This window comes from Octadecabacter sp. R77987, from assembly GCF_042466115.1.
GTDB lineage: Bacteria > Pseudomonadota > Alphaproteobacteria > Rhodobacterales > Rhodobacteraceae > SW4.
In genome coordinates this window covers 780,925-805,870 of record NZ_JAXHBQ010000001.1, presented here as the reverse complement: position 1 = coordinate 805,870, position 24,946 = coordinate 780,925, and the positions used below count along the sequence as shown (strand labels likewise).

Annotated in this window: 26 protein-coding genes; 19 read left to right on the top strand and 7 right to left on the bottom strand. The window is 60.7% G+C overall.

The genetic code is table 11. The features are described 5' to 3' along the window. Positions 1-34: 34 nt before the first annotated feature. Positions 35-1,495: a ribosome biogenesis GTPase Der gene (gene der / locus SJY21_RS04065; RefSeq protein WP_377506556.1), complete on the top strand. Its 1,461-nt coding sequence runs from the start codon at positions 35-37 to the stop codon at positions 1,493-1,495. Here der and SJY21_RS04060 read toward each other — a convergent pair. Further along, positions 1,492-2,193 (bottom strand): hypothetical protein, encoded by a 702-nt coding sequence (locus tag SJY21_RS04060; RefSeq protein WP_377506553.1) that lies wholly within the window; start codon positions 2,191-2,193, stop codon positions 1,492-1,494. The genes der and SJY21_RS04060 overlap by 4 nt on opposite strands. 104 nt (positions 2,194-2,297) lie before the next feature. On the opposite strand from SJY21_RS04060, the gene SJY21_RS04055 reads away from it, so the two are divergent. Beyond that, on the top strand, positions 2,298-3,524 hold the full coding sequence (locus tag SJY21_RS04055; RefSeq protein WP_377506550.1) for a DUF2235 domain-containing protein: 1,227 nt from the start codon (positions 2,298-2,300) through the stop codon (positions 3,522-3,524). On the opposite strand, the gene serS is transcribed toward SJY21_RS04055, so the two are convergent. After that, a complete protein-coding gene (gene serS, locus SJY21_RS04050) occupies positions 3,521-4,813 on the bottom strand; it encodes a serine--tRNA ligase (protein WP_377506547.1) in 1,293 nt (430 codons plus the stop codon). The two genes, SJY21_RS04055 and serS, sit on opposite strands and share 4 nt — an antisense overlap. Positions 4,814-4,982: 169 nt before the next feature. Between serS and yajC the strand changes: the two genes are divergently transcribed. The 12 genes from yajC to SJY21_RS03990 all read left to right on the top strand — a co-directional run bounded on the left by yajC (position 4,983) and on the right by SJY21_RS03990 (position 14,115). Then, positions 4,983-5,270: a preprotein translocase subunit YajC gene (gene yajC, locus SJY21_RS04045; RefSeq protein ID WP_377506544.1), complete on the top strand. Its 288-nt coding sequence runs from the start codon at positions 4,983-4,985 to the stop codon at positions 5,268-5,270. A gap of 17 nt (positions 5,271-5,287) precedes the next feature. Then, positions 5,288-6,058 carry a hypothetical protein gene (locus tag SJY21_RS04040; RefSeq protein WP_377506541.1) on the top strand — a complete coding sequence of 257 codons (771 nt, stop codon included), beginning with the start codon at positions 5,288-5,290 and terminating at the stop codon, positions 6,056-6,058. A gap of 11 nt (positions 6,059-6,069) precedes the next feature. Then, entirely contained in the window at positions 6,070-7,731 is a 1,662-nt protein-coding gene (secD, locus tag SJY21_RS04035; RefSeq protein WP_377506538.1) for a protein translocase subunit SecD, read from the top strand. A gap of 4 nt (positions 7,732-7,735) precedes the next feature. Further along, the gene (gene secF, locus SJY21_RS04030) at positions 7,736-8,710 is read left to right on the top strand and encodes a protein translocase subunit SecF (RefSeq protein WP_377506535.1); all 975 of its coding nucleotides are present in this window, start codon (positions 7,736-7,738) and stop codon (positions 8,708-8,710) included. Between the two features lie 67 nt (positions 8,711-8,777). Next, positions 8,778-9,503: a TSUP family transporter gene (locus SJY21_RS04025; RefSeq protein ID WP_377506532.1), complete on the top strand. Its 726-nt coding sequence runs from the start codon at positions 8,778-8,780 to the stop codon at positions 9,501-9,503. A gap of 4 nt (positions 9,504-9,507) precedes the next feature. Continuing rightward, on the top strand, positions 9,508-9,861 hold the full coding sequence (locus tag SJY21_RS04020) for an Mth938-like domain-containing protein (RefSeq protein WP_377506529.1): 354 nt from the start codon (positions 9,508-9,510) through the stop codon (positions 9,859-9,861). A 45-nt stretch (positions 9,862-9,906) separates the two neighbouring features. Continuing rightward, complete coding sequence (ccmA, locus tag SJY21_RS04015) at positions 9,907-10,521, top strand: heme ABC exporter ATP-binding protein CcmA (protein WP_377513141.1); 615 nt, start codon at positions 9,907-9,909, stop codon at positions 10,519-10,521. Beyond that, positions 10,518-11,174 (top strand): heme exporter protein CcmB, encoded by a 657-nt coding sequence (gene ccmB / locus SJY21_RS04010; protein ID WP_377506526.1) that lies wholly within the window; start codon positions 10,518-10,520, stop codon positions 11,172-11,174. The genes ccmA and ccmB overlap by 4 nt, the downstream gene beginning before the upstream one ends. Before the next feature lie 41 nt (positions 11,175-11,215). Further along, a complete protein-coding gene (gene ccmC / locus SJY21_RS04005) occupies positions 11,216-12,031 on the top strand; it encodes a heme ABC transporter permease CcmC (protein WP_377506523.1) in 816 nt (271 codons plus the stop codon). Then, complete coding sequence (gene ccmD / locus SJY21_RS04000; protein WP_377506521.1) at positions 12,031-12,231, top strand: heme exporter protein CcmD; 201 nt, start codon at positions 12,031-12,033, stop codon at positions 12,229-12,231. The genes ccmC and ccmD overlap by 1 nt, the downstream gene beginning before the upstream one ends. Continuing rightward, complete coding sequence (locus tag SJY21_RS03995; protein WP_377506518.1) at positions 12,224-12,760, top strand: DsbE family thiol:disulfide interchange protein; 537 nt, start codon at positions 12,224-12,226, stop codon at positions 12,758-12,760. Before ccmD ends, SJY21_RS03995 begins: the two co-directional genes overlap by 8 nt. Beyond that, positions 12,757-14,115 carry a phosphomannomutase gene (locus SJY21_RS03990; RefSeq protein ID WP_377506515.1) on the top strand — a complete coding sequence of 453 codons (1,359 nt, stop codon included), beginning with the start codon at positions 12,757-12,759 and terminating at the stop codon, positions 14,113-14,115. Before SJY21_RS03995 ends, SJY21_RS03990 begins: the two co-directional genes overlap by 4 nt. A gap of 95 nt (positions 14,116-14,210) precedes the next feature. On the opposite strand, the gene acnA is transcribed toward SJY21_RS03990, so the two are convergent. After that, complete coding sequence (gene acnA, locus SJY21_RS03985; protein ID WP_377506512.1) at positions 14,211-16,979, bottom strand: aconitate hydratase AcnA; 2,769 nt, start codon at positions 16,977-16,979, stop codon at positions 14,211-14,213. Positions 16,980-17,229: 250 nt separating this feature from the next. Here acnA and SJY21_RS03980 point away from each other — a divergent pair, with 250 nt between their 5' ends. Continuing rightward, positions 17,230-17,925, top strand: a complete 696-nt coding sequence (locus tag SJY21_RS03980; protein WP_377506509.1) for a DUF1223 domain-containing protein — start codon at positions 17,230-17,232, stop codon at positions 17,923-17,925. On the opposite strand, the gene SJY21_RS03975 is transcribed toward SJY21_RS03980, so the two are convergent. Together SJY21_RS03975 and SJY21_RS03970 are read right to left on the bottom strand one after the other, a co-directional pair. After that, positions 17,922-18,947: a FliG C-terminal domain-containing protein gene (locus tag SJY21_RS03975; RefSeq protein WP_377506506.1), complete on the bottom strand. Its 1,026-nt coding sequence runs from the start codon at positions 18,945-18,947 to the stop codon at positions 17,922-17,924. The two genes, SJY21_RS03980 and SJY21_RS03975, sit on opposite strands and share 4 nt — an antisense overlap. 71 nt (positions 18,948-19,018) lie before the next feature. Next, complete coding sequence (locus tag SJY21_RS03970; protein WP_377506503.1) at positions 19,019-19,510, bottom strand: autoinducer binding domain-containing protein; 492 nt, start codon at positions 19,508-19,510, stop codon at positions 19,019-19,021. 146 nt (positions 19,511-19,656) lie between these two features. Between SJY21_RS03970 and SJY21_RS03965 the strand changes: the two genes are divergently transcribed. Together SJY21_RS03965 and SJY21_RS03960 are read left to right on the top strand one after the other, a co-directional pair. Further along, positions 19,657-20,265 (top strand): autoinducer binding domain-containing protein, encoded by a 609-nt coding sequence (locus SJY21_RS03965; RefSeq protein WP_377506500.1) that lies wholly within the window; start codon positions 19,657-19,659, stop codon positions 20,263-20,265. 115 nt (positions 20,266-20,380) lie between these two features. Beyond that, complete coding sequence (locus tag SJY21_RS03960) at positions 20,381-21,028, top strand: acyl-homoserine-lactone synthase (protein ID WP_377506497.1); 648 nt, start codon at positions 20,381-20,383, stop codon at positions 21,026-21,028. Positions 21,029-21,083: 55 nt separating this feature from the next. Here SJY21_RS03960 and purB read toward each other — a convergent pair whose 3' ends face one another. Then, positions 21,084-22,388, bottom strand: a complete 1,305-nt coding sequence (purB, locus tag SJY21_RS03955) for an adenylosuccinate lyase (protein WP_377506494.1) — start codon at positions 22,386-22,388, stop codon at positions 21,084-21,086. A 95-nt stretch (positions 22,389-22,483) separates the two neighbouring features. On the opposite strand from purB, the gene SJY21_RS03950 reads away from it, so the two are divergent. Together SJY21_RS03950 and SJY21_RS03945 are read left to right on the top strand one after the other, a co-directional pair. After that, a complete protein-coding gene (locus SJY21_RS03950; protein WP_377506491.1) occupies positions 22,484-22,882 on the top strand; it encodes a DUF6314 family protein in 399 nt (132 codons plus the stop codon). 67 nt (positions 22,883-22,949) lie between these two features. Continuing rightward, positions 22,950-23,558 (top strand): biotin transporter BioY, encoded by a 609-nt coding sequence (locus tag SJY21_RS03945; RefSeq protein WP_377506488.1) that lies wholly within the window; start codon positions 22,950-22,952, stop codon positions 23,556-23,558. Positions 23,559-23,712: 154 nt separating this feature from the next. Here the strand turns inward: SJY21_RS03945 and SJY21_RS03940 are convergent, their stop codons facing one another. Continuing rightward, positions 23,713-24,927, bottom strand: a complete 1,215-nt coding sequence (locus tag SJY21_RS03940) for an alpha/beta fold hydrolase (RefSeq protein ID WP_377506485.1) — start codon at positions 24,925-24,927, stop codon at positions 23,713-23,715. Positions 24,928-24,946: the final 19 nt, after the last annotated feature.

The window sequence follows — 24,946 nt, the reverse complement described above, 5'->3', positions numbered from 1 at the left end:
TCGCCCCCGTCTGATCAACCGGAGCCGGTAGAAGATGAGCTTTACACTCGCCATTGTGGGGCGCCCGAATGTGGGCAAATCCACGCTGTTCAATCGCCTTGTGGGCAAGAAGCTGGCGCTGGTCGATGACCAGCCCGGTGTCACCCGCGATCTGCGCGAAGGGGCCGCGCGTCTGGGCGATCTGCGTTTCACGGTGATTGATACCGCCGGTCTGGAAGAAGCCACGGACGAAAGCCTCCAGGGCCGGATGCGCAAGCTGACCGAACGGGCCGTTGAAATGGCCGATGTCTGCCTGTTCATGATTGATGCGCGTGTGGGTGTCTTGCCCGCCGACCAGATGTTCGCCGAAATCCTGCGCAAGAAAAACGCGCATGTGATTTTGGCCGCCAACAAGGGCGAGGGGCGCGCCGCCGACAATACCATCCTCGAGGCCTATGCCCTTGGCCTTGGCGAACCCCTGCGCCTGTCCGCCGAACACGGCGAGGGCATGGGCGAATTGCTGGATATGCTGCGCCCGATTTCCGAGGAATTTGCCGAACGCGCCGCCGCCGATGCGCCCGAAACAGATGTGGATGTCTCAGAAGATGACGACGACGGCCCGCGCGTGCCGACCAAGGCACGCCCCTTGCAGGTGGCCGTTGTGGGGCGCCCCAACGCCGGCAAATCCACCCTGATCAACAAGATCATCGGCGAGGATCGCCTGCTCACCGGCCCCGAGGCGGGGATCACCCGTGACGCGATTTCGGTGATGACGGAATGGGGCGATGTGCCGGTGCGGATTTTCGACACGGCTGGCATGCGCAAACGCGCCAAGGTGCAGGAAAAGCTGGAAAAACTGTCGGTCAGTGACGGGTTGCGCGCGGTGAAGTTCGCCGAAGTGGTCGTGGTGCTGCTGGATGTGGAAATCCCGTTTGAACAGCAGGACTTGCGGATTGCCGATCTGGCGGAACGCGAGGGGCGCGCGGTGGTTGTTGCTGTGAACAAATGGGACCTTGAGGACGAAAAGCAGGACAAGCTGAAAGACCTGCGCGAATCCTTTGAACGGCTGTTGCCGCAGTTGCGCGGCGCGCCGCTGATCACGGTTTCCGCCAAGACGGGCCGCGGCCTTGACCGGTTGCAACAGGCGATCATGAAGGCGCATGAGGTCTGGAACCGCCGTGTGACCACGGCGCAGTTGAACCGCTGGCTGACGGGGATGCTGGAACAGCACCCGCCGCCCGCACCTTCGGGGCGGCGCATCAAGCTGCGCTACATGACCCAGGTGAAAACCCGCCCGCCCGGTTTCGTGGTGATGTGCAGCCTGCCCGACAAGCTGCCCGAAAGCTATAACCGCTATCTGGTCAATGGCTTGCGCGAGGATTTTGACATGCCCGGCACGCCGATCCGGCTGCACATGCGCAGCCAGTCAGACGCAAACCCCTATAAAGACAAGAAAAAGAAGAAGCCGTCACGCCTGACCAAACATCTGGATAAATACGGCAATCGCGGCGATTAGGCCGCGCGCAGGTTCACTACGTTCAGGGCGATAAGGATGGCAATGCCGACCAAGGCGGCGGTGCTGACCAGCGCCGATGGACCCGCAACGATGATGCCAATCAGCGCCCAGATCACGGCGGCGCTGTATTCGGGTGCGCCTTTGCGCATTTGTTGCACGGCAATCGCGATGATCGACGCCCCCGCGATGCAGATCAGCGCCCAGCCAAAGCTGTCGGTCAGCAGGCCGTATCCAGCGGCCGTGCTGCCCAGTGAAACGAATCCCGCCGCCGTCAGCCACCCCGCATAAAGCGCGACAGGGGCCTGCGCCCACCAGCGGTCTGCGTGCGGCGCGCGGATCAGCGCGGCGATGGCAAAACCGGCCATGCCCCAGATCACCGCTGTTGCCCAGATCGCGCTGGCATTGGCGATGGCCAGCCATGGCGTGCCAAGGGCAAGGCTGATGATCAGCGGCGCGCGCATCGCGTTCCACGCCGGATCGTCGGCGCGTTTCCAGATGCCGAACCCCGCCGACACCACCAACCAGCCGTAAATCAGCCCCCAGATCGAAAAGGCATAGCCTGCGGGCTGCACCGGCGGATCGGTCTGCGGGATCGGCAGTTGATCTTCGCGAAAGCCCATGAACGGGTCCGTGAAGGCAGGCGAGATCACGAAGGTGATCGTCAGGATCAGGGTGGCGAGGGCGTGCAAATTTTTCATACGTTTTTTACGCGCAAGGGGGCGGTTTGGTTCACGGAAAGTCAGGATTTGCCGACTTGACCCAAGGGCAAGGCGCGGGCGACCTTGTGGCAAAGGGGGCCACCATGAAACGCATCGCCATTTTCATCGACGGGACGTGGAACCGCCCCGACGCCCAGCATCCGACCAATGTAGTGCGCCTTGCGCGCTGTGTGCGTCACCGTGCGGACGGCGGGATGCCGCAGATGGTGATCTATTCGCCCGGTGTGGGATCGGGGCGGGGCAACAATGCGCTTGCGCGGCGCATGGATCGCACGCTGGGTGGTGCACTGGGCTGGGGGCTGACGGATATCATCGCCGACGCCTATCGCAATTTGGTGTTCGCCTATGAGCCCGGCGATGAAATCTGCGTGTTCGGATTTTCGCGCGGGGCCTTTGCTGCGCGCTCGCTTGTGGGGATGATCCGGTCCTGCGGGATCGCGCCACGCGCGCATCTTGCGCGTCTGCCCGAAGCGCTCGCGCGTTACATTTCCCGCGACAAGGCAACGCACCCCGGATCCGACGACAGCCACGCATGGCGCGAGGATTTCGCGCCCGACACGGCCACCAGCCTGCGTGAAATGGCCTGGCGCGACAAACACGGCAAGGGTAGCGCGGGCGTCATTGATCTGCGCATTGCCTACCTTGGAGTCTGGGACACGGTCAGCGCGTTGGGATTGCCCGCGTTTTTGCCTTTTGCGGACCGGTTCAACCGGCAATACAGGTTCCATGACGCCAAACTGTCGTCGATGGTGCTGGCCGCGCGCCACGCCATCGCACTGGACGAAAGGCGCCGCACATTTCCGTCCTATCCGTGGGGTAACATGCCGGAATTGAACGAAGAATATGAACATTTCGTGCCGACCTACATGCAGCAGTGGTTTGCGGGCAATCACGGGTCCGTAGGTGGCGGGGGCAACCGGATCGGACTGTCGTCGATTGCGCTCAACTGGGTGGCGATGGGGGCCGAAAACGCGGGGCTGGCGATAGACTGGCAAGCGCTGGATCGCGTGGCGCATGATTTTGATCCGCTTGATCCGCTGGATAACAAATTCGGGCCTGTGGGATTGTCGGGCGCAATGCTGAACCTGATTGAACGCGACCGCGCAGGGCCGGCCGATTTGTCTGAAGTCAGTGTTGCGGCGATTGACCGGTTTCGGGCCGATGACAGCTACCGGCCCAAATCACTGGATCGCGTGTATCACCAGATGTTCGACATGCCGGACGATCAATATGCACGGATGCGCGCGGCGCGCGTGATGGCCGAAGGCGGCAACACGCACCGCCTTGGGCAGATTTCGCGACCCCGTTAGGCCAGTTCGCCGTTCGCTGTGATGCGGGTTTTGCCGCGCAGATAGGGGTGCAGGACGGCGGGCAGGGTGACGCTTCCGTCCTCTTGCTGACCGTTTTCCAGCACTGCGATCAGGCAGCGCCCCACGGCCAGACCGGACCCGTTCAGCGTGTGCACGAACTGCGGTTTGCCCCCGTCGGCAGGTTTGAAACGGGCGTTCATCCGGCGCGCCTGAAAATCACCCGTGGTCGAAACCGAGCTGATCTCGCGGTAGGCATTCTGACCGGGCAACCAGGCTTCGATGTCATAGGTGCGGCGCGCGCCGAATCCGATGTCACCGGCGCACAGGATCACCGTGCGATAGGGGATGTTCAGGCGTTCCAGCAGGTCCTCGGCGCAACGCAGCATGCGTTTTTGTTCGGCGTCCAATTCATCGGGGTGGGTGACGCTGACCATTTCGACCTTTTCGAACTGGTGCTGGCGCAACATGCCTGACGTGTCACGCCCCGCGCTGCCCGCTTCCGAGCGGAAACATAAGCTGTGGGCGGTGTAGCGCCGTGGCAGATAGTTTTCCTCGATCACGTGACCGGCGGCGATATAGGTTAGCGGCACTTCGGAGGTCGGGATCAGCCACATGCCTTCCTCGGTGCGATAGCTGTCACCGCCGAACTTTGGCAGCTTGTCGGTGCCATACATCGCCTCGTCGCGCACAAGCACGGGCGGGTTGGTTTCCGTCAGCCCGTTTTCATCCACGTGCACGTCGATCATGAACTGCGCCAGCGCGCGGTGCACACGGGCCACGGCACCGGACAATAGCACGAAACGGCTGCCCGACATTTTCGCGGCGGTTTCAAAATCCATCGACGGCTGAACGGCGGGAATGTCATAGTGCTCAAGGGCTTGGAAGGTGAAGTTGCGCGGTTCGCCCCAGCGGGTCACCTCGACGTTGTCGTTTTCGTCGGCCCCGTCTGGCACATCGTCGGCCAGCACGTTTGGGATCACGGCCAATGCCGCCGTCAGGCGTTCATCCTCGGCTTTGGCTTCGTCGTTCAGGCGCGCAATCTCGGCCTTTTTGTCCGCCACGAGCGCACGCAGGCGTTCAAATTCAGCCTCGTCGCCGCGCCCCTTGGCGGCGCCGACTTCCTTGGCGGCCTTATTGGCTTCGGCCTGTGCGGTTTCAGCGGCCTGGATTTTCGCGCGGCGCGCTTCGTCCATCGCCAACAGGTCGGACGATACAGGCGCATCCCCGCGACGGGATTGGGCCGCGTCAAAAGCGGCGGGATTTTCGCGGATTGTGCGGATGTCGTGCATCGGAATGCTCCTGAGGATTGCGAATTTGCTATGCGCCCCCATATGCCCCAAAGGACGCGCGCTGTGAACAGTGAAAACTGCCACGCGCAGCGTTGCCATTCCGACAGGCGCAACCTAATGTGCCGCGACTTTGCGGGAGGTGCCCGCGACACAGACAAAGGACGTTCCCATGCAAGGCATTGGCCAATTCATCCCGCTCATCCTGATTTTCGGGATCATGTATTTCCTTTTGATCCGTCCGCAGCAGAAAAAGCTGAAAGAACATCAGGCGATGGTTGCGGCCCTGCGCCGTGGTGATCAGATCGTGACCCAAGGCGGGATTCTGGGCAAAGTGACCAAGGTCAAGGATGACGGCGAAGTCGAAGTGGAAATCGCCAAGGGCGTGAACGTGCGCGTCGTGCGTTCGACCATCGCCACAGTCGTGAACAAGACCGAACCGGCAGCCGCCAACAGCTAAGTCTTGGGGGCCGCCGCGTGCGCCACGTTTTGACATTGATGGTTGCGGGTCTGATGGCCACGGGCGGGGCGGCGTTGGCTGCGCCGCTTGATCCGTCAATGGTCTTGCAAGCTTGTGGCATGACGCGCGTGACGCTTGGCCCCGTTGGCGCGGCAAGCCATCTTGAAACGATCAAGGCGATGGATGTCGTGGCGAACCGAGCCGGACCCGACCATGCGCTTGTGACCCCAGATGAAAAGATCGAGCTTTGGTTTCCAGTCGGCACGTTTGATCCCGTGCAGTTGGATGCCGCCCTTGTGCGCGGCGCGCTGTCGTTTCAGCAGGTTCGGGCCACGGGCCTGATCACCGATCTGACGATTGCCGATAATGCGCAGGTGATCCTGCCGGATGCGGATGGCACCGGTTATCTGCTCGAGGCCGAGGCGGTGATCGACAACGCGATGATCTCGGATGCGCAGGTGATCTTCGATATGGACGGCGCGCCGGTTGTTGCGTTCCGCTTTACCGAGGCTGGCAGCGCGGCCTTTGGTCAATACACGACCGATCATGTGGGCGAGGCATTTGCGATTGTTTATGACCGCCGTGTGTTAAGCGCGCCGATCATTCAGTCGCCGATTTATGGCGGATCGGGCATCATCACAGAAAATTTCACGGCCACCGAGGCGGAAAATCTGGCAATGACACTGCGGTCAGGTGCGTTGCCGGTGGACCTTGTGGTTGAAAACATTCAAGAGGTCGCAGGGACGGCACCGGACAGTGATCTGTGTCAGGGCCAAGCGGCAGAGTAGGACGAACAGGCATGTTGCAGATTGATCTTTGGAAACGCGTGACCATTTGGTTGGTCGTGGCAGTGGGCCTGTTGCTGGCCCTGCCCAACGGGTTTTATGAACGGGTCGAGACCCGCAATGACGCTGTCGCTTCGATCGAGGCGGGGATTACATCGGCGGAGCTTGAGGCCGAGGCGGGCACCTGGCCCGGCTTCCTGCCCTCTGGTCTGGTCAACCTTGGTCTTGATCTGCGTGGTGGGGCGCATTTGCTGGCACAGGTGCAGGTTGAAGACGTGTATGGCCCCCGCATGGATGCCTTCTGGCCGGAAGTGCGCGATGTGCTGGCCGCGGAACGTGACACGGTGGGCTTTGTCACCCGCGAAGACAGCCCTGCCGATACCCTGCGCGTCAAAATCTCGAACGTCGACGGCATTGCCCGCGCGCTGGAACTGGTCCGCGGCTTGGCGACACCTGTCACCACGCTGACGGGGGCAGGGGCCGCCGATATCGACGTGCTGGCCGACGGGGATGAATTGATCATCACCCTGAGCGAGGCTGAAAAAGCCGCCACCGACCAGCGCACCGTGCAGCAATCGCTGGAAATCATCCGCCGCCGGATTGACGAGGTCGGCACGCGCGAACCGTCAATCCAGCGTCAAGGAACGGATCGCATTCTTATTCAGGTGCCCGGTGTGGGGTCTGCGCAGGAAATCAAAGACCTGATCGGCACCACCGCGCAACTGACATTCCAGCCGGTTGTGGGCCGCACGACTGATGGCACGACTGCGCCGGGATCGGGCAATGTCATCATCCCAAGCATCGACGAAGAAGGCGTGTTCTATATCCTTGAACGCGCCGCTGTCGTGACGGGCGAAGAACTGGTCGATGCGCAGCCGGCGTTTGACCAGAACGGACGCCCTGCCGTGAATTTCCGCTTTAACGCCACGGGTGCACGCAAGTTCGGGGACTACACGGCTGAAAACATCGGCTCGCCCTTTGCGATCGTGCTTGACGCCGAGGTGATCAGCGCGCCGACAATCCAAAGCCACATTGCGGGCGGATCGGGCATTATCACAGGCCGTTTCACGGTTGAGGAATCGACCAATCTGGCGGTGTTGCTGCGCGCCGGTGCGCTGCCCGCCGAACTAACATTCCTGGAAGAACGCACCATCGGGCCGGAGTTGGGTCAGGACAGCATTGATGCGGGCACGATTGCCTGTATCGTCGCCTTTGGTGCGGTGCTGATTTACATGGTGTTGTCCTACGGGCTGTTTGGCGTCTTTGCCAATATCGCCCTGCTGGTGAACGTAGGGCTGATTTTCGGCCTCTTGTCATTGATCGGCGCGACGCTGACATTGCCCGGGATTGCGGGGATCGTGCTGACTATCGGGATGGCGGTCGATGCCAACGTGCTGGTGTTTGAACGTATCCGCGAGGAACTCAAAACCGCCAAAGGGCCGGCGCGTGCGATTGATCTGGGTTACGAAAAGGCCCTGTCGGCGATCATCGACGCCAATATCACCACATTCATCACCGCCGTGATCCTGTTCGTCATGGGGTCCGGCCCCGTGCGCGGGTTTTCGATCACGCTGGGGCTTGGCATCCTCACATCCGTATTCACGGCCATCTTCGTCACGCGTCTGCTGATCGTGATGTGGTTTGAACGCCGCCGTCCCAAGACAATCGAGGTTTGATCAGATGCGTCTAAGATTAGTTCCGAAAGAAACCAACTGGGATTTCTTTAGCCGCGGCAAGATGTGGCTGGGTATTTCCGGCGTCATGGTGGTGATCGCCTTTGTGTCGTTCCTGATCCAGGGGCTGAATTATGGTATCGACTTTTCCGGTGGCACAACGATCCGCGCAGAAAGCACGACGGCTGTGGATGTGGGTGTGCTGCGCGCCGCCCTTGATCCGCTTGACCTTGGGGATGTGTCGATCACCGAAGTGTTCGATCCGACCTTTGGCCCTGATCAGAACGTGGTGTCGATTACCATTCAAGCGACCGAGGGGCATGAGTCCGTCACGACCGACATGATCACCGCCGTGGGGCAGGCGCTCTTGGCTGTGGATGAAGGGCTGCAACTGCCGTTCAGTTCCGTCGAATCTGTTGGCCCTACGGTGTCGGGCGAATTGATCCAGACGGCTGCGCTTGCGGTGATCCTCGCCATCACGGCGGTGCTGATCTACATCTGGCTGCGGTTTGAATGGCAGTTCGCGCTGGGCGCGGTGGTGGCACTGATCCACGATGTTGTCCTGACCATCGGTGTCTTTTCCGAACTGCAAATCCGCTTTGATCTGGCGATTATCGCCGCGTTGCTGACCATCGTCGGCTATTCGCTGAACGATACTGTGGTTGTCTTTGACCGGGTGCGCGAGAACCTGATCAAATACAAGAAGATGAGCCTCAAGGACGTGTTGAACATGTCCATCAACGAGACCCTGTCGCGCACGTTCATGACGTCGGCCACGACCCTGATTGCGCTGATCGCCCTTTATGTTCTGGGCGGCGATGTGATCCGCGGGTTCGTGTTCGCGATGATCTGGGGTGTGATTGTCGGGACTTACAGTTCGATCTTTGTTGCCTCGACCACGTTGTTGGTGCTGGGTGTGAAACGCGACTGGTCCAAACCGGACGCGACCAGCGGCACGCAATTTGGCAATATCGACTCTTAGGTTCTGGCGCTAGGGTGCGCCCCGGCGCCGGGCCACTGTCGGTGCGTCAAAGTTGTGGGGCGCGGTCGTGATCGAAGGTTTCTGGTGGTTGTTCCTGACGATTGGTGTCGCGGGAATCGTGCGCGGTTTTACCGGTTTTGGCACGGCGCTGATCTTTGTCCCCGTGGCAGGGCGGTTTTTGCCTGCATCGGACGTGATCATCCTGATTACCCTGACCGGTTTGGCCAGCACCTCCGCCCTGTTGCCGCGTGCATGGGGGCAGGGCAACCGGCGCGAGGTTGCGCTGCTGTTGGTCGCCGCCTTGCCGACGGTGCCGGTCGGCATCTGGGCGATGGGCTGGCTTGACGATGTGATCGTGCGCTGGATCGTCGCGGGCGTGGCAGGGGGCACGCTGTTGTCGCTGATGACGGGGCTGCGCTATGACGGGCGGATCGGCTGGGCCGGATTGCTGGGTATCGGCGCGCTTGCGGGATTGGTTGGCGGGATGACCGGACTGACGGGGCCGGTGATTATCATTGCCTATCTGGCCAGCCGCCACGGCGCCCAAGAGGTCCGCGCCAACACGATCCTGTTCCTCGCGGGGCTGGATTTGGTGATCTTTGCCAATCTCATGTTCGGTGGGCAGGTTGCCTGGGCGCTTGTCTGGGTCGCGGCGCTGCTGTCGATCCCCTATTTCACGACAACCCTGCTCGGCCAGTCGCTGTTTGATCCGCGACACGAGCGCCTGTATAGGTCGGCAGCATATGGCGTGATTGCACTGGCGGTTCTGACGGGGCTGCCGATCTGGGGGTAAACCGATGCGGCTGAACGAAATCCAGTATGACAATGCCAAACCCATCGAAGGGTATGGCCCCGGTTTCTTTCGCATCGGTGGCGAGGTCGTGAAGGGCCCCGTGATCGTTGACGCCAAGGGCGTCGCGGGCTGGGGCGGATACAGCGATACCGCGCCGCTGCTGGCGATGGTTGGCGCAGTGGATGTTGTGTTTATCGGCACAGGCGCGGACACGGCCCATATCCCCGCAGACTTGCGCGCCGCATTGGAGGACGCAGGTATCGGTGTCGAGGCGATGGCCACACCCGCCGCCTGCCGCACCTATAACGTGCTGCTGTCGGAAGGGCGGCGCGTGGCGCTTGCCCTTATTCCGGTGTGATCCGGCTTTCCTGTGGCGGGCCAATCGGCTAAGCCGTTTTCCATGATGTTATCTGTTGAAAATCTGACCTGCGCGCGCGGCGGCGTGCCCGTGCTGGCGGGCGTGTCCTTTGCGCTGGACGCGGGGCAGGCGCTGGTGCTGCGCGGCCCCAATGGCTGCGGCAAGACCACATTGCTGCGCACGCTGGCAGGGTTGCAGCCCCCGCTGTCCGGCAGCGTGACTTTTCCCGAAGACGAAGGCGCCTATGCCAGCCACGCCGACGGGATCAAAACGCAGTTGAGCGTGACTGAAAATCTGGCGTTCTGGGCCGATGTGCACGGGCACCCCTTGCCGGACGACATTTTCGCGACCTTCGATCTGGAGGATCTGCGCGACCGTGCTGCCGATACCCTGTCAGCCGGGCAAAAGCGCCGCCTTGGGCTAGCGCGCCTTGGGGTGATCGGACGCAAGGTCTTGTTTCTGGACGAACCGACTGTATCGCTTGACGGGTTTTCCGTGCGCATGTTCGCCGATTTCCTGCGGGATCGTCACCTTGCACAGGGCGGTGTCGCAGTGATTGCCACGCATATCGACCTTGGCCTTGATGCCCCCGAACTGGACCTGACGCCGTTTCGTGCAGACGAAACAACTGCGGGCGGCAGTGACGAGGCGTTTTTGTGATCGCCCTGCTGCGCCGCGACTTGCGCCTTGCGGTGCGGGCAGGGGGCGGCTTTGGCCTTGGCCTTGCGTTCTTTTTGATCGTGATCGTGCTGGTGCCCTTTGGCGTTGGCCCCGAAGCATCTGTGCTGACCCGTATCGCGCCGGGCATCCTGTGGGTCGCGGCGCTGCTGGCCGCACTTTTGTCACTGGATCGCATTTTCGCGCTGGATCACGAGGATGGATCGCTGCCCTTGCTGGCCACCTCGCCGATCCCGCTGGAAGGGGTGGCGCTGACCAAAGGCGTTGCGCATTGGCTGACCACCGGGTTGCCGCTGACATTGGCCGCGCCTGCGCTGGGGTTTCTGCTGAACCTCGCACCCGCTGCCTATCCCTATCTGCTGGGCTCACTGGCGCTGGGCACGCCCGCGCTGTCTATGATCGGCACATTCGGGGCGGCGCTCACGGTGGGTATCCGGCGGGGCGGTTTGCTGCTGTCACTGCTGGTGCTGCCGCTTTATGTGCCTACACTGATTTTCGGGGCCGAAGCGGTGCGCCTTGGGGCTGACGGTCTGTCGGCGACCGTGCCAATGGCCATGCTTTCGGGGATCACGCTGTTTGCCTTTGCGCTGCTACCCTTTGCCACGGCGGCGGCGCTGCGCGTCAACTTGCGGTGATTACGCTTGAGGCTGGCGTGACAGATAGGTAATCAGATCACATGTCATTTTGGGAATATGCCAATCCGAAGAAGTTCATCGCGACCACGACGCGCATATTGCCGTGGACCTTCGCGATTGCGGCCCTGTGCCTGATTGTCGGGCTGGTCTGGGGGTTCTTTTTCACGCCTGACGATTTCCGGCAGGGATCGACCGTCAAGATCATCTATCTGCACGTGCCTGCGGCGATGATGGCGATCAACGTCTGGGGGATGATGCTGGTCACGTCCTTGGTCTGGCTGATCCGGCGGCACCATGTATCGGCATTGGCTGCGCGTGCAGCCGCTCCCATCGGGATCACGATGACGCTGATTGCCTTGGTGACCGGCGCGATCTGGGGCCAGCCGATGTGGGGCACGTGGTGGGCCTGGGATCCGCGCCTGACATCCTTCCTGATCCTGTTCCTGTTCTACCTTGGCTACATGGCCCTGTGGGAGGCGATTGACGACCCCGACACCGCCGCCGATCTGACTTCGGTGCTGTGCATTGTCGGGTCGGTCTTTGCCTTTTTGTCCCGGTTCGCCGTGCAGTTCTGGAATCAGGGGCTGCATCAGGCCGAAAGCGTGTCCCTGTGGGAATGGGTGTTCAACGTGATCGCGCGGTTCTTTGCTTTCGTGTGGAATTCGATATTTGGCGCTGAAGAGGTGATCGAAGTCGCCGCGCGCGAGGAAAACGTATCGAACGTGTTTTTCGTGCCGCTGTTGATTTGCATGATCGGTTTTGTGGTGCTGTTCGTTGCACTGGTGTTCCAGCGCACCAATACCGAAATCCGGGTGCGCCGTATCCGCGCCCTTGAAGCGCGCGCAAGGAGGGGCTGATGGACCTGTTTCCCAACCTGATCGACGCAATTAGCAACTTTCTCGGCCTTGGCAAATACGGGCTTGAAGTGCTGAGTTCCTATGTCATCTCGCTTGCGATGCTGGGCCTGCTGGTCTGGCTCAGTGCCCGACGTGCCAGGCGGGTGGCTGCGCAACTGGCCGCGATCGAGGCCCATGCGAAAGACAGCGCTGATGGCTAGACTGTCACCCCTGATGATCCTGCCGCCGCTGGTTTTCGCCGGGCTGGCGGGGCTGTTTGTGGCCGGAATGCAGCGCGAAAACAGTCAGGAAATTCCTTCGGCGCTGGCGGGGCAGACGGCCCCCGCACTGACCCTGATCACCCTTGGTGATCTGCCTGTGCTGGATAGCGACGTGCTGGCTGACGGCGAGGTCAAACTGGTGAATTTCTGGGCCAGCTGGTGCGCGCCCTGCCGTGTGGAACACCCCAACCTCGCGGCCCTCGCGGCGGAAGGGATCCCCGTCTATGGCATCAATTACAAGGACGCGCCGGACAATGCCCTGGCGTTTCTGGATGAACTGGGCGATCCCTACACCGCGGTCGGTGGGGACCCCCAGGGCGCGACCTCGCTGAACTGGGGTGTTTATGGCGTGCCGGAAACGTTCCTTGTGGACGGGGACGGCACGATCATCATGCGGGTTGCCGGACCGGTGACGCAGCGCGCAATTCAAGGCCGGCTGCGCCCTGCACTGGACGAGGCCTTGCGGTGACCAAACCGCTCACCTGTTTCAAGAGCTATGATGTGCGCGGGCGCCTTGGCGTCGATCTGGACGACACGATCGCCTACCGGATCGGGCGTGCATTCGGGCAGGTGTTCGGGCCGGGCACCTTTGTAACAGGGCGGGACGTGCGCGAAAGTTCGGCCAGCTTGCAAGATGCACTGATTGCGGGGCTGATGGCGCAGGGCTGCACCGCGCTTGATATCGGGTTGTGCGGCACCGAAGAAGTCTATTTCGCGACCGATCACCTGAACGCGGATGGCGGACTGATGGTCACGGCCTCGCACAACCCGATTGATTACAACGGCATCAAGATGGTGCGGCAAGGCGCGCGCCCGATCGCTGCTGATACAGGGCTGGCGCAAGTTCAGGCGCTGGCCGAGGCGGATGATTTCGGCCCCGCGCAACCGGGCGCGCGTGAACAGGCCAACCCGCGCGCCGCCTATGTCGCCCATGTGGCGGGCTATGTGGACACAGGAGGTTTACGCCCCCTGCGCATTCTTGTGAACGCGGGAAACGGCGCGGCAGGGCCGACCTTTGACGCGCTTGCGGACGCACTGGAAGTGCCGTGGGACTGGCTGCGGATGCACCATACGCCCGATGGAACATTCCCCAATGGCATTCCCAACCCGCTGTTAGCTGACAATCAGCCGATAACCTCCGCCGCAGTGCTGCGTGAACGGGCCGACCTTGGCATCGCCTGGGACGGTGATTTCGACCGGTGCTTTTTCTTTGATGAAACCGGTGCGTTCATTGACGGCGAATATGTGGTGGCGCTGCTGGCACAGGCTTTTCTGGCCAAGGAACCGGGCGCACGGATCGTCTATGACCCGCGGGTGATCTGGAACACGCAGGCGGTTGTCGCGGCGGGGGGGGGGCGCGCGATCATGTCGCGCACGGGGCACGCACACCTCAAGGCGCTGATGCGTGAACACGATGCGGCTTACGGTGGCGAGATGTCGGCGCACCACTATTTCCGCAGTTTCATGTATTGCGACAGCGGCATGATCCCGGCACTGCTGGTGGCCGAACTTGTCGCGCGCTCCGATGTGCCCCTGTCAAAAATGGTTGCCGACATGCGCGCCGCCTTCCCGTCATCGGGTGAAATCAATTTCAAGATCAACGATGTGGAGGGTGCGATTGCAGCCTTCGAGGCACGCCACCTGCCGCGTGCAAATCACGTCGACCGCCTTGACGGCCTTAGCCTTGATATGGGGCAATGGCGGGTCAACCTGCGCCGCTCAAATACCGAGGCGCTGCTGCGCCTTAATGTGGAAACTCGCGGTGATCGCGCGTTGCTTGACACCAAGGTCGCCGAAATATCGGATATGATCACCGGTTTCTAGCGCATTTCATCTTGCCGGAAATACCTCCGCCGGAGGCACAAATAAAAAAGTCGCGCCCCGAAGGGCGCGACCGTTTTCTTGATCAATGGCGGTGTCTAGGCCGCTTTGGCCAGATTGCGCAGCACGTAGTGCAGCACGCCGCCGTGTTCAATGTATTCGATCTCGATCGCCGTATCGATGCGGCACTTGAGGGTGATGTTCTTGACGCTGCCATCGGCCATCGTGATTTCGCAGGGCACCTCTTGCAGCGGTTTGATCGTATCCAGACCGGAAATTGATACCGTTTCCTCACCGGTCAGGCCCAGCGACTTGCGGGTGTCGCCCGCGGTAAATTCAAACGGGATAACGCCCATCCCGACAAGGTTCGAGCGGTGAATGCGTTCAAAACTTTCGGCGATCACGGCCTTGACGCCCAGCAGGGCAGTGCCCTTGGCCGCCCAGTCGCGCGATGATCCTGCACCGTATTGTTCGCCACCGAAAATCACCAGCGGTGTGCCAGCCTCCTGATGGGCCATGGCTGCATCAAAGATGCTGGTCTGTTCGCCGTCCGGCCCAAGGGTGTAGCCGCCTTCGACGCCATCCAGCATTTCGTTCTTGATGCGGATATTGGCGAATGTGCCGCGCATCATGATCTCGTGGTTGCCACGGCGCGACCCGTAGGAGTTGAACTCGCGCGGCTGCACCTGCCGTTCGGTCAGATACTGTCCGGCGGGGCTGGTGGTTGTGAACGAACCGGCCGGCGAAATGTGGTCGGTCGTGATCATGTCACCCAGAACCGCCAGCACTTTGGCCCCTTCAAGGTTGGTGATCACGCCGGGATCCTTGCTCATCCCCTGGAAATACGGCGGGTTCTGCACATAGGTTGATGTGGGCGGCCAGTCGTAGGTTTCGCTGTCGGTTGTTTCCACGCCCTGCCACTTGTCGTCGCCCTTGAAGACATCGGCGTATTTGCTTTGGAATGCCTCGCGGGTGACGGTCGCTTCAACCAGTTCGGCGACTTCCTGCGACGTGGGCCAGATGTCTTTCAGATAGACATCATTGCCGTCCTTGTCCTGCCCCAGCGGGTCATTGACCAGGTCGATGTTCATGTCACCGGCCAACGCATAGGCCACGACAAGTGGCGGCGAGGCAAGGTAGTTGGCGCGCACGTCAGGCGAAATGCGCCCCTCAAAGTTGCGGTTGCCCGACAGGACCGAGGTGGCGATGATATCGCCGTCGTTGATCGCCTCGGAAAGTTCCGTCTGGATCGGGCCCGAATTGCCGATGCAGGTGGTGCAGCCATAGCCCACAAGGTTGAACCCGATCGCGTCCAGATCGTCTTGCAGGTTCGCGGCCTCAAGATAGGCCGACACCACTTGCGATCCGGGCGCAAGCGAGGTTTTCACCCAAGGCTTGCGGGTCAGGCCCAGTGCGCGCGCCTTGCGTGCCACCAATCCGGCCCCGATCATCACATAGGGGTTGGAGGTGTTGGTGCAGGACGTGATCGAGGCGATGACGATCGTGCCATCGTGGATCGTGTAATCCTCGCCCTTGACCTTGGCGCGTTTGTGTTTGCCGATATCGCCGGGGATGTCGCGTGGCGCTTGGGCACCGCCCTCGCCATACCAGTCGGCCTTGTCTTCCTGATCGGCAGACCATTCCTTGCGCTGGCCCGAGATATATTCCCCGAAAGTCTTGGCTGCCGCATCCAGTGCCACATAATCCTGCGGGCGCTTGGGGCCAGAGATGGCCGGCACGATCGTGCCCATGTCAAGCGACAGCGTGCTGGTGTAGATCGGTGCGTAATCCGCATCGCGCCACATGCCGTTTTCCTTGGCGTAGGCTTCGACCAATGCAATCCGGTCTTCGTCGCGCCCTGTGTTGCGCATGTAGCGCAGGGTTTCGCCGTCAATCGGGAAAAAGCCGCAGGTCGCGCCGTATTCGGGGGCCATATTGGCGATGGTTGCGCGGTCGGCCAGCGGCAGGTGATCAAGTCCTTCGCCGTAGAATTCGACGAATTTACCGACAACACCCTTGGCGCGCAGCATTTCAACGACCTTCAGCACAAGGTCGGTGCCTGTGGTGCCTTCCATCATCCGGCCTGTGAGTTCAAAGCCGACGACTTCGGGGATCAGCATGGAAATTGGTTGGCCCAGCATAGCGGCTTCGGCCTCGATCCCGCCAACGCCCCAGCCAAGAACCGCCATGCCGTTGACCATTGTGGTGTGGCTGTCAGTGCCGACCAATGTATCAGGGTATGCAACCTGTTCGCCGTTCTGGTCCGCGTCGGTCCAGACGGTTTGCGCCAGATATTCAAGGTTCACCTGATGGCAGATACCGGTGCCCGGGGGGACAACGCGGAAGTTGTTGAACGCCGACTGGCCCCACTTGAGGAAGGTGTAGCGTTCCATGTTGCGTTCGTATTCGCGGTCCACGTTCATTTGGAACGCGCGCGGATTGCCAAACTCGTCGATCATCACCGAGTGGTCGATCACCAGATCAACGGGGTTGAGCGGGTTAATCTGTTCGGCCTTGCCACCAAGGGCAACAATCCCGTCGCGCATCGCCGCGAGGTCCACAACAGCCGGAACGCCGGTGAAATCCTGCATCAGTACGCGGGCAGGGCGGTAAGCAATCTCGCGCGGGTTCTGGCCACCTTTGGCGCCCCATTCGGCAAATGCCTTGATGTCGTCAACGCTGACGGTCTTGCCGTCCTCAAAGCGCAGCATGTTTTCCAGCACGACCTTGAGGGCGGCGGGCAAGCGGGAGAAATCACCAAGACCTGCGTCCTGGGCGGCTTTGATCGAGTAATAGGCGATGGACTGGTCGCCAACGGTCAGGGTCTTGCGGGTTTTTGCGGAATCATGGCCAACGGTAATGGGCATAAGGCTCCCTTTCATAACAAGGTGGCTGGGGTCTTGCGGTGCTTTTGCCCCAAGGGAAAGCGTCATTCAAGGGGCGGTTCGGGTTTTTGTATACCATTGCACACAATCTTTTCCAAGGGGGGATCCCGTGGCGGGATGCGCTGCGCTGACGCAGGGGCGTGCAAAAGATGACACACACTTCGCAATTGGTTGATTGGCCATCGCGAAGGGGCTGCGTTAGGACAGGTGCAACACAATGCAAAGGGATGACATGCGCAAGGTTCTTATATTGCTCGTCTGGGGTGTCACGATGGCCCTTGGCGGTGTCGCATCGGCGCAGAATAATCCGGTTGTAGTGGAACTTTATACCTCGCAGGGGTGTTCGTCGTGCCCGCCTGCGGATGAAATGCTGCATGATCTGGCGGGGCGCGACGGGGTGATCGCGCTGGCGCTGCATGTGGATTACTGGGATTACATCGGCTGGGCCGACAGCTTTGCCGATCCGGCCTACACCGCGCGCCAGCAACGCTACGGCGCGGCGGCCGGGCATCGCACGATCTATACGCCGCAGTTCATCATCGGCGGGCTGGATCATGTTGTCGGTGCCAAGGCGATGGATGTGGCCGATGCCATACGCGCCAATGCGGCACGGCCCAGCGGCGTGACATTGCAGATTTCGCGCAGCGGCAACCGGTTGCAGATTTCCGGCGCAGCAACACAGCGCGCGGCGATGGTCGTGCAGGTCGTGCGTTACACACCGCAGGAAAGCGTTGATATCCACCGCGGCGAAAATGCCGGTGAACGGATCACCTATGCCAATATCGTCAACGACTGGCGCGCGGTGGGCGAATGGGACGGGCGTGCACCGCTTGATATGCAGGCTAATGTTGCAGGGAATGCACCGATCGTTGTGATCGTGCAGGAACGCGGACCGGGCCGGATTCTGGCGGCGGCGCAACTGCGTTAATCTTCCTCCTCCTCGGTCGAAACAAGGGTGATTTCGCCGGCGTCCACAGCCTCGCGGATCGCGGCGACAACGGCGTTCATCGCGCTTTCCCCGTCTGATTTCTTGACCTTGCCGCGTTCACCCATTTCTTCGCGCAAACTGTCGGCCATGCGCTGCGACATGTTCGCAAGGACAAAGTCCGCGCTTTCCGCGTCCTGACCACCCGAAGCCGTCGCGGCGGCCAAGGCGGTCACCAGATCGGCGTTGTCGACGTTGCGAATGACCTTGGGCACATCGCCTGCGGCCAGCCGCGTGGTGATGTCAGGAAAGGTAAAGATGGCCTTGCGCACATCATCAGCGAATCCGGCGTCTTCGTCGACCAATCCGGCCAGCACGGAATCGCGCGTGGCGGCTGCGACCGAATTCAGGATCGCGCCGACACGCTGCACGGGCGGCTGCGCAAAGACCGGCGCTTGCGTGCCTGCATATTGGTTGGCCAGTGCCGCGCCGATCCGGGCCACGGCATCGGGTGTAATCGCGCTGGTGCGCGAGATTGCAAAGGCAATGCGGCGCGCACGTTCACCGGGGATCAGGCCCATCAGTTCGGCCGCTTTGGCCACGGGCAGCTTTGACATCAACACCGCGCAAACTTCGAGCGCTTCACCGGTGGCAATGGCCCGCAAATCGGACGGGGACATGGCGATAACCTGCGCCCAGGGATCGCCCCCATTGGATTTTGACGCTTCTTCGCGTAGCCGCGCGGCCGTGGCAGGGCTGATCTGCCCATCAAGGGCGTGCAGGGCTTTTTCAACCCCACCGGGCGCGGTCAGGGCCACCGATTCAAGATCGCGGGTGAATTCGGCGGCGACTTGCAGCAAGGTTGTGCGGTCAATCGTGCGCATCGCCCCCAGTTCGCGTGTCAAGCGCAGTTGCGTTTCTTCGGGCAGGGACGATAGCGACAGGCGCTGTCCCTCGGCCAACAGCATTTGCACAACCATCGCCGCCTTGCGGCTGCGGGAAACAGTTTCGTCGATTTGCGTCATTGCGGCATCCATTGGGGAACTGCCGCCATATCAGCATGATTTCATGAATGAAGTGTGATCAGCGCTGCGGGTCAGGCACTCGGATGGGTGAATTTTACCGACATTTCCTGCAAGTAGTCGCGCAAGTCATCGCTCATCCCGTCCTTGTTGGCGGTCAGCTTGTGAAGTTCGGCAAGGGCGTCACCCAGACTGGCGATTTCGGCGTCGGTGAATTCGCGTTCGGAGCGTGCAAACCCCGCAACGCTGCGGCTGCCACCATCCTCGATCGCGCTGGCAATGCCAAAGTTCATGCCAAAGCCGCGGGACTGCTCGATGATGCCAAATTCATCCTCGGCTTCCAGTTCGGACCAGCGAATCGCACCGTTTTGGGCGAATCCCCAGCGCACAATCGGGTCTTTCATGACCATACCCTGTTCGGAATACCGGTCAGTCCAGGCCTTGGGATAGGTCTGAAACAGAAAATCGGGTGTCGTGAACCGGATATGAAAGGCAATCGCAAACCCAGAAGGGCTTGCAGATTGTAGTGACGTAAGGATACGTTTTATTTCAGTTTTTTGGTCCATTAGCGTGCCAGCACTCGCTTTTAGGTTGCCTGCGTCAGCCTGATTGCAATAGTGTATCGCGAAGGGGCACAGTAACATAGTGTGTAGATGTTTGGCATTCTAATTGACAGCCATTTCCCAGTTCCCACCCCGCCAAGGAGCCCGATATGACAGGTCTGATCAGCCAGACCGATATCGCTGCAATTGCGCCAGCAGGGTATTACATCGCCTTGCGCGTCGGTTTTGCGTTTCCGCTTGAGGAAAAGAATGCGCTGCCCGCGGATTGGGTCGAACACTATACGACCCAGCGTTTCATGCTGCATGATCCTGTGATCCGCTGGATTTACACCAACACTGGCGCAATCCGGTGGAGCGAAATCGCGCTGGACGATCCGATGCGTGTAATGCAGCAGGCCCATGCGTTCGGGCTACGGTTTGGCTGCGCGATCGCCTGTTTTGACGGAAATGCCGAAGGGCAGCGATCTTTCGGGTCATTCGTGCGCGGCGACCGCGAGTTCAATTCAGCCGAAATCGCCGTGCTGCGCGCCTATGTGACGCGGCTGCACCACGACAAAGCGCCGCCAACCAATCTGACGAACGCCGAAATCGAAGCGCTGCGCATGGTCAAGGAAGGCAAGCGTCTCAAGGAAATTGCCCATGTGATTGGCGTGTCCGAAGGGGCGATCAAACAACGGCTGCGCAACGCCAAGCTGAAACTGGCCGCCAAGACCAGCGCACAGGCCGCCGCGACGGCCAGTGAATTTGGCCTGATCTAGTATTTGGCAAGGAAAACACCCCGCCAATTCATCAGAAATACGACACAACGTATGATTGTGGTTAACAACGGCTTGGTGCGCGGGCTAAATGGACTCTCCATAAAGGAGAGTAATCATGGAAAATATCACGTTTGAATTGTCAACGGCCCATCAGTTCGGGTCGGCCTATTTCGACTATCTTGCCCTGCGCAAGAAATTCTTTGTCGATAACCTTGGCTGGACAATCCCCCACAACGACAGTGTGGAAATGGACCAATACGACAATCCGCTGGCGCGTTATTCGCTGGTATTGAAGGATGGCAAGGTGATCGCGGGTGCGCGCGCCATGTCGACGATGGCCCATTGGGGGGATCACACCTATATGTTGCGCGATGCGCAGATGGGCAAGCTGGGCACAATCCCCAAGATGCTGGACGAAGAAATTGCCGATCCAAAAGTCTGGGAATGCACGCGTCTGGTGATCGCGGACGAGGTCAAATCCATGCGCGAGCGCACGACCTGTCTGGCACTGATTCTTGATGGCTTGGTGCAGATGGCCGAACGGGAAGGTGCGGAAACGCTGATTTCCCTGTCAAACCTGTGGCTGCTGCGGGTGTTGCGCAAGCTGGGCTATGACGCCGCCCTGATGTGCGACCCCTATGTCAACGCTGACGATGGCCACAAATACGCTGTGATGAGCATCCAGACCATGCCCACCCTGCAAGAGCTGCCCCGCGCGACCCACCGTCCGCAAACCGCAGCCGTTCATGCGCCGGCCGTTTAGGCGCGTGGCATCGACCGGCCTGTCCTCCGGGGGGTGAGACAGGCGCGGTGCGGGATCAATCGCCAAAGACGCGTTTGAAAATCGTGTCCACGTGTTTGGTGTGGTAATCGAGGTTGAAATTCTCGTTGATCGCATCGACACCAAGGGCCGCGACAACATCCTTGTCGGCCAGTAATTCTTCGCGGAAATCGGTGCGTTCTTCCCAGACCTTGAGCGCGTTGCGCTGCACCATCGCATAGGCGTCCTCGCGGCTGACACCGGCCTGTGTAAGGGCCAGCAGCACACGTTGCGACATCACAAGACCGGGAAATTTATTCATGTTATCAAGCATGTTATCAGGAAAGATCAGCATCTTGTCGATCACGCCTGTCAACCGGTGCAGGGCAAAATCAAGGGTGATCGTCGCATCCGGCCCGATCGCGCGTTCCACACTGGAATGGCTGATATCGCGTTCGTGCCACAGGGCCACGTTTTCCATCGCCGGCACAACGGCCATACGCACAAGTCGCGCCAATCCGGTCAGGTTTTCGGTTAGCACGGGGTTCTTTTTATGCGGCATCGCGCTTGAGCCTTTTTGACCCATGGAAAAGAACTCGGCCCCCTCAAGCACTTCGGTGCGCTGCATGTGGCGGATTTCGGTGGCGACATTTTCGATGCTGGACGCGATCACGCCAAGGGTGGCAAAGAACATCGCGTGACGGTCACGCGGAATGACTTGGGTGCTGATCGGTTCGGGGCGCAGGCCCAGTTTTTCGCAGACGTGGTCTTCGACGGCGGGGTCGATATTGGCGAAGGTGCCAACCGCGCCGGAAATAGCGCCGGTGGCGATTTCCCAACGGGCCTTTTCCAGACGGTTCTTGTTGCGATCCATTTCCGCGTAAAAGCGCGCGAACGTCAGGCCCATTGTGGTGGGTTCGGCGTGGATGCCGTGGCTGCGGCCCACGCGCACGGTCATCTTGTGTTCCATCGCGCGCTTTTTCAGCGCCGCCAGCAGGGCGTCCATATCCGCCAGCAGGATGTCGGCAGCGCGCACCAGTTGCACGTTCAGACAGGTATCAAGCACATCCGAGGAGGTCATGCCCTGATGCACAAAGCGGGCCTCGTCGCTGCCCACGTGTTCGGCCAGATGGGTCAGGAAGGCGATGACATCGTGTTTGGTCACGGCCTCGATTTCGTCAATGCGGGCCACGTCGAATTCGACGTCTTTGGCCTTCCAGACCGCATCGGCGTTTTCGCGCGGGATCACACCGATATTGGCCATGGCATCAAGGGCGTGGGCCTCGATTTCATACCAGATGCGGAATTTCGTCGCCGGCTCCCAGATTTGAACCATGTCGGGACGGGAATAGCGGGGGATCATAGGGCAGCCTTTTGATTTGGGTCCGGGGTTGGCTTGGGTCATAAGGGGCGCGGACGCGGGCCACAAGGTTGCGCTGCGGCAAATCGGGGGATGACATGCAGGTCTTGGCGGATTTCGAGGGCAGGTGGCAGTTCACGCGCGAGATTACCCACGCCGATGGCACCGTGGCGCGGGCGCGGGGCGCGGCGGATTTCACGCCTGCGCGCGGCGGGCTGGCCTACCTTGAGACTGGCGAGATTGAGGTGGGCGGGCAGGCGCTGGCGTTCGAGAGGGCGTATCACTGGCAGGCCGATCTGTCGGTGCATTTTGAGGACGGGCGGTTTTTTCATGCGGTTCCAGCGATTGGCGGACAGGCGACGCATTTCTGCGACCCTGATACCTATGTGGTGACATATGATTTTGCGGATTGGCCGGAATGGACGGTTAAATGGGCGGTTTCCGGCCCCAACAAGGACTACATCATGCGCACGGTCTATCGCCCTGTTAGCGCTTAGCGCTTGCACGGACGCCGCCGCTGGGGCAATTAAGGGGCAACGCAATTAACCGACAGGAGAGCGGCACATGGCCCTCACGATGAAGACACAAGTCTTAGGCGAAGCATTCGGCGCACAGACAGGCAATGCCCTGCGCATCAAACAGGTGGCGATGGTTGTGCTGGGGATTGCGGCGCTGATCGTTGCCGCCAAAATCCGGTTTCCCATGTGGCCTGTGCCTGCAACGATGCAGACATTTGCGGTGCTGACGATTGGCGCATCCTTTGGCCTGCGCCTGAGCCTTGTGACGCTTTTGGGCTATATGACGCTGGGTGCCATCGGGTTTAACGTGTTCACCGGATCCTCGGCCGATCTGAACGGGATCGCTTATATGATGGGCGCCACGGGTGGCTATCTGGTTGGTTTCGTCGTTGCTTCGGCCGTCATGGCGATGCTGGCGCGCGCGGGCTGGGATCGCAGCTTTGGCAAGATGGCAGCGGCGATGCTGCTGGGCAATGTGATTATCTATGCATTCGGCCTGCCCTGGATGGCTTATTTGTTCCTTGAAAGCAAAGGTGCAGCATGGGTGATGCAGTGGGGTCTGACCAACTTTGTCGTGTTTGATGCGCTGAAACTGGCGCTGGCGGCGGTGATGTTCCCGATGATCTGGAAACTGATTGGCGATGCACGCAACTAAGCAGTTCTGACTGTTGTGAAATTGTGGGGCGCAGCCGTTGGCTGCGCCCCGTTTTTATTCCGGTGACATGTGGCTGGTCCGAGCCAATCGCGGCGCGGTTCGCGCTGTGTTGAAAAATGCGCCTCCGGCGGGAGGTATTTTTGAACAAAAGAAGTTAGGGCGCGAGGTCTGTGGTGATGTGTGAGCTGCGTTCCAGCGTGCGGTGCACCGGGCATTTGTCCGCGATTTCCAGCAGTTTTTGCCGCTGTGCGTCACTCAGGTCGCCCGAGAGGGTGATAAGGCGCGCGAAGCTGTCCACCTTGGCGTCAGACTGCGCTGCCGCGTCCTGCGCGTGGACCTTGTCGTGGGTGACATCGACACTGACATGGGTCAGCGGCCAGCCCTTGCGCCGTGCATACATGCGGATTGTCATCGAGGTGCAGGCCCCAAGCCCCGCGCCAAGGAAGCCATAGGGTGACATGCCGCGGTTGGTGCCGCCGTAAGCCAGCGGTTCATCGGCGAGCGCGTGATGGTGCGGGCCGGACTGGACGTCTTGCAAGAAACCTGCCGGGTCGGCCTCGGAGACCCGCAGCACCCCTTCGGGAACGCCGATGGGCGGGGCGGGGGCATGCAGGTCAAGGTAGCGTTTGGACCAGCTGGCGATCACATCGGCGGCGTATTCCGCATCTTGTGGACTGGTGATCAGGTGGTCGGCATTATCGAGCGTCACGAAGCTTTTGGGATGGCGCGCGGCGAGGAAAATCTCGGATGCGTTGTCGATCCCCACGGTGTCGTCAGTGGGTGAATGGAGCACGAGGAGTGCCGCCTTGAGCTTTGATATCGCGGGGAAAAGTTCGCCGTTCGCCACATCGTCGATAAACTGCTGGCCGATTTTGAAGGGGCGTCCGCCAAGGCTGACCTGTGCCACGCCGTGGGTCATGATATCAGGCAGGGCATCGGCGAAATTATGGGTGACATGGGCGGGATCATAGGGCGCGCCGATGGTGACCACGGCCTTGATGCCCTTCATGTCCGGTGCGGCCTTGAGGACGGCGGCCCCGCCAAGCGAATGGCCGATCAGAAGCGAAGGCGACATGCCACGTTCATCCAAAGCTGCGCAGGCTGCCATGATATCCTGCACATTTGTAGTGAAGTTTGTGTTTGAAAACTCGCCCTTGGAATGGCCCAGCCCTGTGAAGTCGAACCGCAGCACCGCAATTCCCATCGCCGCAAGACGGGCAGAAATGCGCCGCGCTGCGGGAATATCCTTGGAACAGGTAAAGCAATGGGCGAAAAGCGCTGTGGCCAAGTGCGGCCCGTCGGGCAGATCAAGGCGCGCAGCAAGGGTGTGGCCGGAATGGCCTTGAAATGTGAGGCGTTCGGTTGGCATGGCAGGTCTTTCGTTGGTG